We start from the raw sequence: 13,055 nt of genomic DNA, 5'->3' as shown, positions 1-13,055 counted from the left end.
AATATCAACCCACGTTTTCTTTACTACCACTTATATAGTCATCTTCTTTTTATTAGGTGATGTTTTTTCTTTAACTAGAACAAATATGATTGGAAGGACAAGTAAACTAGCAATTGCACAGATTGTTCCTAAAGAAAAAAACGGAAATCCATTACTTATGGCAAGTGACGCTACGCCAGAAGCAATAGTCATCCCAATATACATGGCAGAGCTATTTAATGCCATTACAGTCCCTCGCACAGCTGGTTTTAATTCTGAAATTAGTGCCGTTAATGATGCTTGTCCAAATCCAATAAATAAACTCCAAATAATATGTACAATAATTGCAATTACTAGATTTTCTGTGGAAAGCGAGAATAACATTACACTAATTGAGGATACAATGCTCGCAATGACTATAACACTCTTCTTTCCTATTTTATCAGCTAATTTTCCACCTAAAATATTACCAGCTACACTACCAACTCCTGCCAAAAAAATTACTATACCTATTTTACCAACAGAAATTCCAAAATTATTCTCATAATAAACACCTATGTATGAAAACATGCCATGTAATCCAATTGTCCATAGAAACGTTGCTAATAATGCAAATAAAACTGATATATTTACTACAGTCATTTTCAATGGTGCATCCACCATTTCCGTTAAAGAAACATGCACATCCTCTCTCTCTTTTTCATTTCTTAATATGTGATTAATTAGTAATGTCAGAAATAAAGTTAAAAGTCCTATACTATAAAATGTCCATTGCCAATTTCCTATTTCAGATAAAAATGCGCCTATAGGTACTCCAATGACTGTTGAACCTATCATTGCTCCCATAATTGTTCCCATCGCTTTTCCTCTTGACTCATATGTAACTTTATCTCCTACTAATGCAAAAATACTTGGCATAATCATTGCACCAGATAAACCTGTTAGACCGCGAAATAATAAAAGAATTTCAAAATTCTTCGCTAATCCCGTACAAAATGTAGAAATAGAAAAAATAATAAACCCTATTATAATCATACGTTTCCTTCCAACTCTATCAGACATCATTCCAAATACGGGTGCAGTTATTCCATAACAAAGTGCATAAATAGTAATTAATAACCCTCCACTCCCATCAGGGATACTAATTGTTTCTGTAATTACTGGTAATAAAGGTGCCACTAATAATGAATCTAATCCAACAAAAAAAGCTACAATTGCCAAAATACGTATCATTGACTTTAACTCCATATATAACTCCCCTTTATTTCACATATGAAATAATTATTTATTATTATCCCTTCTTTAATTTTCACTGTACTAGTTTTTATTTCACATATGAAGTATTTATATAAATAAAAATGTAACAGAATGTTACATTTTTACTATATTTAATTCAAGTGCTTCTTCCACTTTAATAATAAAGCCTCTAAAAGTCCTTCTTCTTCTTTCGTAAAACAACCACAATTCTCTTTTAAAAAATCACTATATTGCACATCTACTTGCTTTTTCGTCTCTTCACCTTTTTTAGTTAAATAAACGAGCGTTTCACGTTGGTCATTCGGGTTCTTCTCTGTCATTACGTAACCATCTCGCTTCATCCGTTGAATCATTGTTGTCATATTACTTGGAACACATCCCATGTTTTCAATTAACTTTGACATAGATACTTTCCCAGATTTTGCGAGTACTTGAATCACTCCAAATTGTACATAACTTATATCATATTGTTCAATTGCCTTATCTAGATTTTTTTGGAGTAAATGATAAACATCACGAATATTACCGTAAAGCTCTCTGTTATTCATATGTAAGCCCCTCTATTTTATTTCATATATGAATCATATTCCCATTTATTTCTTGTGTCAACAAAAACACCTTTGTAATTATGATGACAAAGGTGTTTCAACATATCTCTTATTTATTAGTCTGTCCCCCACCTGCAATTAATTTACTACCTGAATATGTACCTTTTTGCATAAACACCTGATTAATCAACTCTTTTTGTTCCGCTTCTGACATTACTCCTGTTCCTTCGCCTAAATTCCCGCTTTGTAATTTCCAAATCTGATTGTGATCCGCATCCATTTTTTCATATTTTCCTTGTTTCCATCTCTCTAAAATATCTGCATATATTTTTCCTTGTACTAGATCATTGTTCTTTACAATATCAAGTAAACTTTCAATACGTTCTTGTGTAATAAAAATATAGCCCCACTTTTGATCAGCTTTCGTTTTTTGATGTGCCATTTCATGTAACGCTGTCTGTATTTTCTCATCTGTCCATTTAAAATTTTTATTAAAGCCGCTATTTGGTAATGAATGATTGCCATTTTCTAAAACCTTTGCATCTTCAGCTTTTACATTACTATCAGCCAGCACTTCTGCTGCCGGAGCAGCGGGTGATGCCTTTTTCGCAGCTGGTTTACTATTATTCAAATAATACAGCATACCATATGTTAAACCTACTCCGATTACCGCCATGCCAGCTATAATTCCAATTATTTTAAAGAATGTTTTCATCTTGCTCGTTTCCTCCCGCATATCTCATTCATAATATCTATTTATCAAAAACAGATGCAGCATCTCTTTTTTCGCTGCTTACTACAATTTTTTCATACTAGTCAACATAAACATAACTTTTACTTTCTAGAAATGTAGCAACTTCATCCTCATCGTTACTTTTAGCAATAACTTTAGCGACTGCCTTTAATTCCTCAATAGCGTTGCTCATCGCTACACCAATCCCACACTTCTCTATCATTTCCATATCATTGTAGTCATCTCCAAAAGCAATAACTTCAGATACGTCTCGATTTAAGTGCTGTAGAACATATTAAATACTATTCCATTTTGAAACTTCTGCATGCATAATTTGACACAATGTCCCATCATCTGTAATGACTCCCCTGCATTCATCAGGCAATTCTTTAATGAATTCCTTGTTTATTGAACCTTTAGTACAAATAATTGCTTTAGAAGCTTTTTCAAAGTTCAAATCTCTTACATCCATAATTTCACATGGTACATTACCAAAATAATCAGTTACATCAAAATTGGAATACCACTTATCACCTATTTCAAGACAAATCTGATGAAGATTATACTTTGTTGCTATTTCCATTTGTTATATATTTTTTATTTCCTGAAGTACATACATATTTCCTTATATTGTATTTCTTTTCTTTAAAAATTGAAAGATTATTCTGTCAAAAACACTATCTTTTCTAAATACTAATTCCACTCAAAGCATTTCATTTTAATTTTATAAAAATAAATGATAGCCTTATATTTAAAGGAGATGAATAAATATGAGTTTATTGCATAACGGTTTAACTTTTTTAAACTTTGATGATACGTATTTATTACAAAATAAACTACATTCTTATTCACATGAAGATATTGATTTTACTCATTTAGAACACGCAAATCTATATTGCGAAAACACTTCTTTAATGCATATAAAAAGAGCATTAAATCGCAGAAAGAATAAAGGAATTACTTTTATAGGTTCTGGAAATTATCATTATGTATCTCATTTATTATTAGAAGAAATAAACAAGCCTTTTACCCTTATACTATTTGATCATCATACTGATATGAACTTACAGGGAGCGAATGAACAGACTCTTATTTCCTGTGGATCTTGGGTATCATTTTCTCTTCGAAATAATGATAATTTAAAGAAGGTAATCATTATTGGGCCTTCTTCTCTTACAATTCATTCTAATGATTGTCCATACGTAGAAATTTTTCCAATTGATATATCACATGAAGTATCCATACATACAATACTTTCACATATTCATACAGAAACAATATATGTAAGCATTGATAAAGATGTTTTAGATCCAAAAGTTACTATTACCAATTGGGATCAAGGGCACATGAAATTATCTAGACTTTTACAATTTATTCATTCTCTAATTATGAATAAATCTATTTATGGTATTGATATTTGTGGTGAACTCCCAGTTTATCCTTCTCAACTTTTCTTACCTAAATATAAAAATGCTATTCATAAAAATGAACAAGCAAACTTACAAATTTTAAAAACAATTTATGAAACGAACTTACATATTCAATATGCATAAAAAGAACGAGTACCTTATAAGGTACTCGTTCTTTTTATGCGCGATTTTCTTTTAACCACTTCGTAATCGCATCTAATCTCGAAACATCAAAACGACTCTCTTCACACACATGTAAACTGTTTAAGTTATTTACAATTTCTAGTTCATTCGTTTTTACACTTTTCGCTTCAATTATTTTGCAGTACCCGTCTGTAATGGCATTTAAATTTTCATAATAACGTTGAAACGATTTTGATATATGTAAATGTTTTTCAAAGTTTCTTCTTCTTTTTGTCTCGTCAAATTCTTTCCGTTTTCTAAGTTCTTCATCATTCGTATATAAATAAAAATATTGATCAGGAAAACCAATTTCCCTATGTATCAGCTTTTCTTTATAAAAGTTTTCTATTAAAGATAATGGCTGATCAAATATTTCAAAATGGAAACACCAATTATAACTAAGCGGCTGATAAATGTCTCCATCAAGTATTACTAATTTATATTGCTCTGACTTCTGCATTGCTATTTTCCAGCGCTCTACTTGTTTTTCAAAATACCATGTTCTATGTTCATTTTTTGGTCTTTCAAATAATAAATTCACTTCAGGTATAATATAAGCACCATAATTCTTTTCTAACTCACGACACGTTGTGCTCTTACCAACCGCACTTGCTCCCTCAAACGCTATAATCCCCATAGTTTCTCCCTCTTTCATTAACTAAAATCTCTTTGTTTCGCTTTTCTCCCCCATAACTGTTTCCATAAAACAATTGAAGCGATGGAGAGCATTATTGTTGTAATGATACTGCCTTCAATACCAAATGTGCCTCCATGCAATATTTCTGGTCCATTTGTTATAGACTTAAAAATCGGAGTGGAATACACATTTGTACCACTAACGGCGAAACCATATACATTATATTGCGCCCAATTCCAAATTGAGTGCCATGCACATATTCCCCATAGACCATCTTCTTTCAATACGTATAAAGCTGCGTATACTCCAACTAATATTATATTCGATATAGATAATATTGTAATTCCCGGATTAAGGAGATGAAGAAATCCAAATAAAAAAGAAGTAACAATTATTCCAACCCATATACGACCTCTAGTAGAAAGAACCGGGAATAACCAACCTCGTACAATAATTTCTTCAGTTGCCCCTTGTATTAAAAATGCAACTAAGGATCCTAATATACCTACTATTACTGTTGAGGTAATATGTTGTACTTGTAATTTTACACTTCCCATTAGTAACAGCAAAATAACTGGTATTGAAATAAATACAAATCCTATTAATGCACCTTTTAAATACTTTCTCATCCATTTCTCTTTCCAAAAACCAATGGATGAAAATGGCCTTTTTTCTACAAAACGAATCCATATAAATAAAATGAGTATAGCTCCTCCAAATGTTAACAGCATTCTAATATTATCATAAATCCCTTTCATGAATGTTGTTTCAACTTTCGGTAAAAATAACATAAACAACATAAATAGTTCACCTAAAGTCAAAAATATAATGGCTAATATTACAGCAAAGATTGGATGGACTTTTTTTCTCCCTGTTTTTGCTGCTTCAATTATTTTAAATGAATTATTTTTCACTCTCTTTCCTCCTTTTCCTTTATTAATATTTAATTCCCACCAGTTAACAACCATATTTTACCACAAGTGACCTATTAATAATATTTCACTCCATTTTTTACATGATTTTGCATAAACCAAAATTAGGAATAATATATAAATAAAAGAGATGTTTTTGTGTCTTTTACCATCCGATTTCACACTGGTATTACCAGCACTTGCTATTTCCCACCATTTGTTGTAAGATAGTAATTAAGGTCAATTTAACAGTATATTTTCTTTGCATATTATCAAGTATCAATCAGGAACATTTTATATTCCTTATGGGTTTTTGATAATATGTGAAATTTTATTTTTCATTCAAATAAGGCCGAACATATTGTAATCTTTTTAATTTTTAGGAGGCATTACCATGACATTAACAGGTAAAGTAAAATGGTTTAACAGCGAAAAAGGTTTCGGTTTCATCGAAGTTGAAGGTGGCAACGACGTATTCGTTCACTTCTCAGCTATCACTGGCGACGGCTTCAAATCTCTTGACGAAGGTCAAGAAGTTAGCTTCGAAGTTGAAGACGGTAACCGTGGACCTCAAGCTAAAAACGTTGTAAAGCTATAATTCAAACAATAAAAAGGTTGTTACCAGCACGGTTAACAACCTTTTTAATATATAACTAAAATTTTTTACATAAAAGGAGTGGTTACATGTATCGCAATCGAAAGAACGATGTAGCAGAAGTACCACCAGAACAAACCCCTGTCTGGGAATGTGAAGCAGAGGATTGTTTAGGATGGATGAGAAAGAACTTTTCATTTGAAGAAGAGCCTAAATGCCCTTTATGTAAAAGTAGCATGAAAAGCGGAGAACGTTTATTACCTAAGTTAGGTTAATTTTTACTTAACCCCTCTTATTTAAGAGGGGTTTTTTATTATAAATTTAAATCTTCAACATCCGTTCGAACTATAGAATACAATAATGCATCATGTTGCTTATTTCCTTGATGAATATATCCACGTAATAATCCTTCTTTATGAAAACCTATTTTACATAACATTTTACAAGAAGTAACATTTTCAGGGTATGTAATAGCACCAATTCTAAATAAGCCTAAATCTTGAAATCCATAACGAATAATTTCCCTGGCTGCTTCTGACGCATAACCATTCCCCCAATAACGAGGATGTAAGTCATATCCAATTTCAGATCGTTTACTCCATAATTGTAAATTATTTAATCCAATTGTACCTATTAAAGTATTTGTTTCTTTTAATACAATCCCCCATCGTATTGCCTTTTTCTCAAAGTAATTTTTTGAAAAAGATTCAATCATACGTGAAGCTTGTCCAAATTCTGTAAAAGAATTCATACCGTAATAACACGTTACCTCATCCAATGAAAAGATTTCATATATTTTTTGACAATAAGATTGTTCTATTTCAACTAAACGCAAACGTTCTGTTTCTAATATAGGAAATGCCATAGGATCACTCCTTTCTTTCTACTTATTCATTATAGCAGAAAACATATTTATAATTAGGAAAGCCCTCAATGTCCCATTAATCAAATATTTCAAGAGTAGCCTCCCCTCTTAATTCAATACGAACTAAGAGTAACCCTTCTTGCATTTACATGATGCGAAAAATAAAGAGATGATCATAGTACATTGATCATCTCTTTATTCCATACTCACTTTTCCCTTCTAAAACAACACCCTACCCCATACATTTATGGTAAAATATAGTCAATACATTATTTTATTGTGGAGGTGTAAATTTCCTTTGTATATATTCATCAGCTTATCCCTCTTACTCATATTACTCATATTTTTATTCGCAAAAAAGTTCACTCCAAACTCATTCATGATGACTAGTTTTAAAGGCAATAGCTTTAAGACATTTTCAATCAGCATTTTAATCGCCGCTACTCTTTCTCTTTCATATGGAATCTATCACGCAGCAACATATCAACCTAAACATTTAGATATCACATTACAAAATCAAAACTTTACTGTTTTCGGTAACGTTGGAGAGCTTGGATATTTCTCAGAAGAATTATTAAAAAAAGATACAGAAGTTAAGCTACATTTTGCCTCTTGGAAACCAATGCAATTAAATAATCCAGAAATAATAGTAAACTATCCTTCAGGTAAACAGGAAACATGGAAACCGAACATAACATTACTTCCTGCCAATAAATTAAAAGAGAAACATGGTATAAAAGAGCTTTATCAACTCTCATCATATTCATTTAAAGAATCCGGTAATATAACATTAACGATTACTGAGAATCATACAACGAATAAAAAGATCTCAATTCAAGTAAAATAAATAAAATGTCCCTCCGTTATATTGGAGGGACATTTTATTTATATATGTATGCTATATTAATTTGTCGGTTCATTTAATGTTGCAATTATCTTATTTGCAGTGTTCTTTCCATTTCCAATACACGCACCAATACCGACACCGTAATATGAGGCACCTGCTAAGTATACATTAGGATATAGATCCGTCATTTTTTCTTGTAATGTTTGAACTGCTTGATTATGTTCTAAATGATATTTCGGCATTAAATCTTTCCATTTTGTCACTTCAACTACTTCTGGTTCACCTTTAATTCCGAGACTCTTTTCAATATCATATAAAGCGACTCGTACTAGTTCTTCTTCATTATAATTTTTAATCGTTTCATATACCGGATTCGTACTCTTATAAAACATTCTCACTAATAGCTTTTGGTTTCCAGATGTATGTTTCCACTTCCGGCTTGTCCATGTACAAGCATCACAATGTAAATCACTGTTTTCTGTTACGATAAATCCTGTGCCGTCCGCTGGTAATTGTTCATCTAGTATGTCAAATCCTAAGTAAATACTTATAAGTGATGAATTTTTAAATGTATGAAACTGCTCGTTTAACTCATTAGACTGTAATAAACTTTCTGCGATATCATGCGGAGTTGCTAAAACAACATAATCAGCTTGGATTGATTCGTGATTTGCAAAGGAGACTTCATAGCGATTACCTTGTTTACTTACAGCTGTCGTTACAACACCCTTCTTAACAACCGTCTCAGTCAGCACTTCTTCTAAACGATCAATAATCGTAGATAATCCACCTTTAAATGATACGAACTTTTTGTTTCCTGCTGATTGAAACTGCTTTTTATTCTCTTCAAAACCTTTAATAATACTTCCATATTTATTTTTATAATCCAGTAAATACGGTAGTGTAGACGCCATAGTAAGCTCATTCAATTTACCAGAATATACACCTGAAAGCACCGGAGCAATTTGTCTTTCTACTAACTCTTTTCCTAAAAAGCTTTCTAAAAATACAGCAAGAGAAGTATCTTTTGTAAACTCTTTATTTTTCGTTATGAAATCTTTTAAAGCAACAATTTTCCCTTTCGTTGATACTAGCGTACTGCTAAACAACGATCGGGCACTCATCGGTATCCCAAATATAGTATCAGAAGGAATTGGATGTAAAATATTATCCGAATATATGTAAGAAATACCCGTTTCATTATATACCATTTCTTCTTCTAAATTTAAATCTTTTATAAGCGGCATGACATGTTCATTACGAGCAACGATAGAATCTGCTCCGGATTCCATAATAAAATCCTTTTCTTCTACACTATGGATTTTCCCACCTAAGTACTCTTCTTTTTCTACAAGGATTAAATTTAAATCTATATTATAATCCTTTTTTAATTTTTCTAAATAAAACATAGTAGAAAGTCCCGTTATACCTCCACCGATGACAACAACTGTTTTCATATGTATTGCGCTCCTAACCGATACAATTAATAATTCCTTTATTATTATACCCAAAAGTCCTTATATTCGACTAGCAACTTGCGCATTCTGTAAGAAATTAGACAATATATCCGAATAAATTTTTGGTTGATCATTATGTACTAAATGACCGGCAAACGGAATAACGGCAATATGAATATTTCCGTTTAATTGTTTGAACGTTGTAACAGCTGTAACTTCATCTTCTGAATCTCCCCCAGCAATACAGAGTGTAGGTATTTGAAGATTCGCTACATCACCAGTTTCATCGAAAGGATACCAATCTTTAACTTGCCACGATTCAAGCAATGCTTTCCAATCACTTTTTTCATGAATTTGATTCATATACGTTATAACTTCTTCATTTTTCATCAATTGCTCGTGACACTTCGCTTCATACTCCAGAGACTCTTCCCAATTATCCCTCTTAACCGGAAAGATTCCTGAAAAAGTTAATGTTCTCACTTTCTCTGGATACTTTTTTGCAAATAATAAAGCGATTAATCCCCCTAGTGAAACACCCGCTATATGACATCTATCAATTTGTAGATGCTCTAACGTATCATATAAATCCTTTGCAGAACGTAGGAAATAATTCTCCAATGTCCCCCCTGATTTTCCATGCCCTCTTAAATCAGGGCGAATGACTTGATAATTTTGTTCTCGAAAAAATGCTACCTGCTCTTCATATTCTACTAAACCTGTCATACCACCAGAATGTAAAAGTACGATTGGTTCCCCTTCTCCTGAAATGTACGTATGTAATATCATGTATCCGCCTCCTCTAAAACAGAATATTCCATCTATTATTAGTATATAGAATATACATCTGAATTTCCAAATAAAAAAGAACTATAACATTTTCACATCATGTCATAGTTCTTCCTATTTTAAAAACATAAAGTAATTAATCAGTTTGTCTATTTCTTGACTTAATGCCAATACTTTTTCATGTTGAATTCCGTAATCTGATACTAAATATAAAAGTTCTTCTTTCTTTATTTCAATTACTTTTTCCAATTTCACTAATTCCATGTCGTTTTACTTCTCTCTCCAATACTAAAATGTATGTATTTTAGTATAGCCTATTTACATAATTAGTAAAAGTAAAATACTCATGTAAAATCTTACATATTTTAAAATAATATACTAACAACAAATAAATTTATATTTTTGTACCTTAATACAGACCATTAGGCTTCATTACGTATTCATAACAAATCGGAATTTCTCTAAAGTTATATCTTTATATTTTGGAGCCCTCCTAATATGATCAAAGTAACTATATGAGAATTTAAAAACATGTCCAAAATCCCAATCAATTGACAAGCCACCTTTTAAAACAGTTTTATTTTCCATCTTTCTATCCCCCGTAAAAAAATCACTTTATACTCATCCTAAAGATGGCGTCAATACAAATAAAATATGATTGGATTCATCACTCTTATTCAAAAAACGATGTTTCACATTTGGCGGGATACGTACAACATCTCCTTCTTCTAAGAAGTACTCTTTGCCTTCTAACTCCACATAAACTTCTCCTTTCATAACAACAGCAATTTCTTCTTTATCTTCATGTGAATAGTGATTTTCCGTTGTATTTGCTTGTTTATTTAGGTCCATCATTAACATTTCAATACGCGCTTTCATAAAATCTGGTGTTAATACATCGTAAACTATGTGATCGCTATTTTCTCGATATACTTTCTTTCTATCTTTCTTCTTAGAAATGAGTGAATCTGTATCAATCTCATTAATAAATAGTGTAAATAGCGGTACATTTAACGCTTTCGCTATTAATTCCAATACACTTAACGAGGGATTCGCATGTCCTCGTTCAATTTGACTAATTAATGAAGTACTAATTCCTGCATAATCCGCAAATTCGCGAATTGTCATCTTATTTTTCTTACGATAACTTAATACAGTTTGTCCAAGCCTATCATGTATCATAGTAAATCCTTCCTTCTTCCATCATAATATATATTTCATCGCTTTTGTGTTGACTTACTAAACAAAGGCAAATAATCCTTTTCTATCGTCTCCGAGACTTATATACTTACCTTTGTACATTTTATCGTATTTAGTTCATTATAATAGACAATCTATCGGAGGGACAAACTTTGAAATCACCTATTCTTTCATATTGCATCTTATTTTTCGGTGTATTCGCCTTATCAACTTCAGCGATTTTTGTAAAATTGGCAGATGCTCCTGCAACTATCATTGCTTTTTATCGATTATTTTTCGCTGCATTAATTCTGTTGCCATTATTACTTTTTAATCGAAACAATCGAAACGAACTAAAAACAATAACAAGAAGACAATGGGGATTCGGATTCATTTCTGGGCTATTTTTAGCTGCACATTATGTACTATGGTTTGAATCGTTACAATATACTTCTGTAGCAAGCTCTACTGTTATCGTAACGTTACAACCTTTATTCTCAATGATTGGTGGTTATTTTTTATTCAAGGAAAGGTTTACGAGAGGCGCGATTATCGGTTGTCTCATTGCTATTTCAGGAAGTATCATCATTGGCTGGCAAGATTTCCAAATTAGCGTGGAAGCCTTATACGGAGATATTTTAGCATTTATTGCGGCAGGAATTATTACCGCATACTTTTTCATTAGCCAATATGTTCGTAAAGATTTGTCACTTATACCGTATTCGCTCATTAGTTATGGAAGTAGCGCCTGTTTTCTTGGTATATTTGCTTATATGAAACACGAATCTCTTATCCATTACTCTACACAAACTTGGCTATGCTTTATTGGTTTGGCGTTTATTGCTACGATTTTAGGGCAAACGATTTTTAATTGGTTATTAAAATGGATGAGTGCTACTGTAATCTCCATGAGCATTTTAGGAGAAACAATTGGGACTTGTATACTAGCGTACTTTATATTAAATGAGACTATTTCTTTACAACAAGGACTAGGCATTACAGTTATTTTTATTGGTCTTGCATTATTTTTATTACAACCAAATTCTAATAAAAAAGCATGACATTATACTGTCATGCTTTCACTATCCATTATGTACAATTAAACCATCAGGTCTAAAACGACTCATCATAATTTCATTAATAAACTTTCCGTGAGCTTTCAAATTTCCTATCTTTACTCCCTCTTCTACAAATCCGAATTTTTCATATAGAGTTTTCGCTTTAGGATTCGTTTCTAAAACACCTAGTTCTACTCTCTCTAACATTAACCAATTATCAGCCAAATCAAGCATTTTTGTAAGAAGAGCTTTTCCAATGCCTTTATTATGATATTCACTATCTACCCCGATAAACAAATCACCCGAATGAGATCTACGTCCAGGACTTTGGGTTAACCCAACAAATCCTACAACTTCCCCATCATACTCTGCGACAAATTCAAATTGATTTGGTGCTAAATTTCGAATTCTATTTTCCATCGCATCTACACGCATGCTAGGTAAGAAAATCATATAAGGTAAAACGTCATCTTGTATGCATATACGGTGAATCGCTCTGGCATCTTGTATTTCTACTGCTCTTACTTTGATCGTCATATTTTCTTCCCTCCATATTCTTAACAATACATATATTCATTCTAGCCTCCCGCATGAAACCCCTTCTCTCC

17 protein-coding genes and 1 pseudogene are annotated in these 13,055 nt (G+C 31.9%); 5 read left to right on the top strand and 13 right to left on the bottom strand.

The features are described from left to right. Positions 1-30: 30 nt before the first annotated feature. From PDQ40_RS04860 to PDQ40_RS04845, 4 genes and pseudogenes are all read right to left on the bottom strand, one after another. A complete protein-coding gene (locus PDQ40_RS04860) occupies positions 31-1,227 on the bottom strand; it encodes an MFS transporter (protein ID WP_000421208.1) in 1,197 nt (398 codons plus the stop codon). A gap of 140 nt (positions 1,228-1,367) precedes the next feature. Then, positions 1,368-1,784, bottom strand: a complete 417-nt coding sequence (locus PDQ40_RS04855) for a MarR family winged helix-turn-helix transcriptional regulator (RefSeq protein WP_001065034.1) — start codon at positions 1,782-1,784, stop codon at positions 1,368-1,370. Between the two features lie 109 nt (positions 1,785-1,893). Continuing rightward, positions 1,894-2,499, bottom strand: a complete 606-nt coding sequence (locus tag PDQ40_RS04850; protein ID WP_000846580.1) for a PRK06770 family protein — start codon at positions 2,497-2,499, stop codon at positions 1,894-1,896. Positions 2,500-2,596: 97 nt separating this feature from the next. After that, positions 2,597-3,100 (bottom strand): annotated as a pseudogene (locus PDQ40_RS04845) (HAD hydrolase family protein); the annotation flags it as partial. A gap of 187 nt (positions 3,101-3,287) precedes the next feature. Here PDQ40_RS04845 and PDQ40_RS04840 point away from each other — a divergent pair. Continuing rightward, the gene (locus PDQ40_RS04840; RefSeq protein ID WP_000054634.1) at positions 3,288-4,070 is read left to right on the top strand and encodes an arginase family protein; all 783 of its coding nucleotides are present in this window, start codon (positions 3,288-3,290) and stop codon (positions 4,068-4,070) included. Positions 4,071-4,104: 34 nt separating this feature from the next. Here the strand turns inward: PDQ40_RS04840 and PDQ40_RS04835 are convergent, their stop codons facing one another. Then, positions 4,105-4,764 (bottom strand): AAA family ATPase, encoded by a 660-nt coding sequence (locus PDQ40_RS04835; protein WP_000657887.1) that lies wholly within the window; start codon positions 4,762-4,764, stop codon positions 4,105-4,107. Beyond that, the gene (locus PDQ40_RS04830) at positions 4,764-5,660 is read right to left on the bottom strand and encodes a CPBP family intramembrane glutamic endopeptidase (RefSeq protein ID WP_000794828.1); all 897 of its coding nucleotides are present in this window, start codon (positions 5,658-5,660) and stop codon (positions 4,764-4,766) included. The genes PDQ40_RS04835 and PDQ40_RS04830 overlap by 1 nt, the downstream gene beginning before the upstream one ends. 391 nt (positions 5,661-6,051) lie before the next feature. Here PDQ40_RS04830 and cspD point away from each other — a divergent pair, with 391 nt between their 5' ends. Continuing rightward, positions 6,052-6,255: a cold-shock protein CspD gene (cspD, locus tag PDQ40_RS04825; RefSeq protein ID WP_000176368.1), complete on the top strand. Its 204-nt coding sequence runs from the start codon at positions 6,052-6,054 to the stop codon at positions 6,253-6,255. Between the two features lie 86 nt (positions 6,256-6,341). Beyond that, positions 6,342-6,527: a cold-shock protein gene (locus PDQ40_RS04820; protein WP_000286198.1), complete on the top strand. Its 186-nt coding sequence runs from the start codon at positions 6,342-6,344 to the stop codon at positions 6,525-6,527. Positions 6,528-6,565: 38 nt separating this feature from the next. On the opposite strand, the gene PDQ40_RS04815 is transcribed toward PDQ40_RS04820, so the two are convergent. Beyond that, on the bottom strand, positions 6,566-7,117 hold the full coding sequence (locus PDQ40_RS04815) for a GNAT family N-acetyltransferase (RefSeq protein WP_000885380.1): 552 nt from the start codon (positions 7,115-7,117) through the stop codon (positions 6,566-6,568). A 298-nt stretch (positions 7,118-7,415) separates the two neighbouring features. Here PDQ40_RS04815 and PDQ40_RS04810 point away from each other — a divergent pair, with 298 nt between their 5' ends. Next, positions 7,416-7,964 carry a hypothetical protein gene (locus PDQ40_RS04810; RefSeq protein WP_000275268.1) on the top strand — a complete coding sequence of 183 codons (549 nt, stop codon included), beginning with the start codon at positions 7,416-7,418 and terminating at the stop codon, positions 7,962-7,964. A 56-nt stretch (positions 7,965-8,020) separates the two neighbouring features. Here PDQ40_RS04810 and PDQ40_RS04805 read toward each other — a convergent pair whose 3' ends face one another. The 5 genes from PDQ40_RS04805 to PDQ40_RS04785 all read right to left on the bottom strand — a co-directional run bounded on the left by PDQ40_RS04805 (position 8,021) and on the right by PDQ40_RS04785 (position 11,392). Next, the gene (locus tag PDQ40_RS04805) at positions 8,021-9,421 is read right to left on the bottom strand and encodes a protoporphyrinogen oxidase (RefSeq protein WP_000860368.1); all 1,401 of its coding nucleotides are present in this window, start codon (positions 9,419-9,421) and stop codon (positions 8,021-8,023) included. A 60-nt stretch (positions 9,422-9,481) separates the two neighbouring features. Continuing rightward, a complete protein-coding gene (locus PDQ40_RS04800) occupies positions 9,482-10,210 on the bottom strand; it encodes an alpha/beta fold hydrolase (RefSeq protein ID WP_000600658.1) in 729 nt (242 codons plus the stop codon). A 114-nt stretch (positions 10,211-10,324) separates the two neighbouring features. Then, on the bottom strand, positions 10,325-10,474 hold the full coding sequence (locus PDQ40_RS04795) for an aspartyl-phosphate phosphatase Spo0E family protein (protein ID WP_000424361.1): 150 nt from the start codon (positions 10,472-10,474) through the stop codon (positions 10,325-10,327). Positions 10,475-10,642: 168 nt separating this feature from the next. Further along, positions 10,643-10,798, bottom strand: a complete 156-nt coding sequence (locus PDQ40_RS04790) for a hypothetical protein (protein WP_000428945.1) — start codon at positions 10,796-10,798, stop codon at positions 10,643-10,645. A gap of 33 nt (positions 10,799-10,831) precedes the next feature. Next, positions 10,832-11,392 (bottom strand): helix-turn-helix domain-containing protein, encoded by a 561-nt coding sequence (locus tag PDQ40_RS04785; protein WP_000581024.1) that lies wholly within the window; start codon positions 11,390-11,392, stop codon positions 10,832-10,834. A gap of 170 nt (positions 11,393-11,562) precedes the next feature. Here PDQ40_RS04785 and PDQ40_RS04780 point away from each other — a divergent pair, with 170 nt between their 5' ends. Continuing rightward, positions 11,563-12,450: a DMT family transporter gene (locus PDQ40_RS04780; RefSeq protein WP_000841792.1), complete on the top strand. Its 888-nt coding sequence runs from the start codon at positions 11,563-11,565 to the stop codon at positions 12,448-12,450. Between the two features lie 21 nt (positions 12,451-12,471). Here PDQ40_RS04780 and PDQ40_RS04775 read toward each other — a convergent pair whose 3' ends face one another. Beyond that, entirely contained in the window at positions 12,472-12,984 is a 513-nt protein-coding gene (locus PDQ40_RS04775; protein ID WP_000153560.1) for a GNAT family N-acetyltransferase, read from the bottom strand. Positions 12,985-13,055 lie beyond the last annotated feature (71 nt).

It is taken from the genome of Bacillus cereus group sp. Bc061 (genome assembly GCF_027715825.1).
Taxonomy (GTDB): Bacteria; Bacillota; Bacilli; order Bacillales; family Bacillaceae_G; genus Bacillus_A; species Bacillus_A paranthracis.
The sequence above is the reverse complement of the archived record's forward strand: the minus strand, read 5'-3'. Positions and strand labels throughout refer to the sequence as shown.

Coding starts and splice junctions, on each gene's coding strand:
- PDQ40_RS04860 (WP_000421208.1), bottom strand. CDS start 1,227: ATGGAGTTAAAGTCAATGATACGTATTTTGGCAATTGTAGCTTTTTTT.
- PDQ40_RS04855 (WP_001065034.1), bottom strand. CDS start 1,784: ATGAATAACAGAGAGCTTTACGGTAATATTCGTGATGTTTATCATTTA.
- PDQ40_RS04850 (WP_000846580.1), bottom strand. CDS start 2,499: ATGAAAACATTCTTTAAAATAATTGGAATTATAGCTGGCATGGCGGTA.
- PDQ40_RS04840 (WP_000054634.1), top strand. CDS start 3,288: ATGAGTTTATTGCATAACGGTTTAACTTTTTTAAACTTTGATGATACG.
- PDQ40_RS04835 (WP_000657887.1), bottom strand. CDS start 4,764: ATGAAAGAGGGAGAAACTATGGGGATTATAGCGTTTGAGGGAGCAAGT.
- cspD (WP_000176368.1), top strand. CDS start 6,052: ATGACATTAACAGGTAAAGTAAAATGGTTTAACAGCGAAAAAGGTTTC.
- PDQ40_RS04820 (WP_000286198.1), top strand. CDS start 6,342: ATGTATCGCAATCGAAAGAACGATGTAGCAGAAGTACCACCAGAACAA.
- PDQ40_RS04815 (WP_000885380.1), bottom strand. CDS start 7,117: ATGGCATTTCCTATATTAGAAACAGAACGTTTGCGTTTAGTTGAAATA.
- PDQ40_RS04805 (WP_000860368.1), bottom strand. CDS start 9,421: ATGAAAACAGTTGTTGTCATCGGTGGAGGTATAACGGGACTTTCTACT.
- PDQ40_RS04800 (WP_000600658.1), bottom strand. CDS start 10,210: ATGATATTACATACGTACATTTCAGGAGAAGGGGAACCAATCGTACTT.
- PDQ40_RS04795 (WP_000424361.1), bottom strand. CDS start 10,474: ATGGAATTAGTGAAATTGGAAAAAGTAATTGAAATAAAGAAAGAAGAA.
- PDQ40_RS04790 (WP_000428945.1), bottom strand. CDS start 10,798: ATGGAAAATAAAACTGTTTTAAAAGGTGGCTTGTCAATTGATTGGGAT.
- PDQ40_RS04785 (WP_000581024.1), bottom strand. CDS start 11,392: ATGATACATGATAGGCTTGGACAAACTGTATTAAGTTATCGTAAGAAA.
- PDQ40_RS04775 (WP_000153560.1), bottom strand. CDS start 12,984: ATGACGATCAAAGTAAGAGCAGTAGAAATACAAGATGCCAGAGCGATT.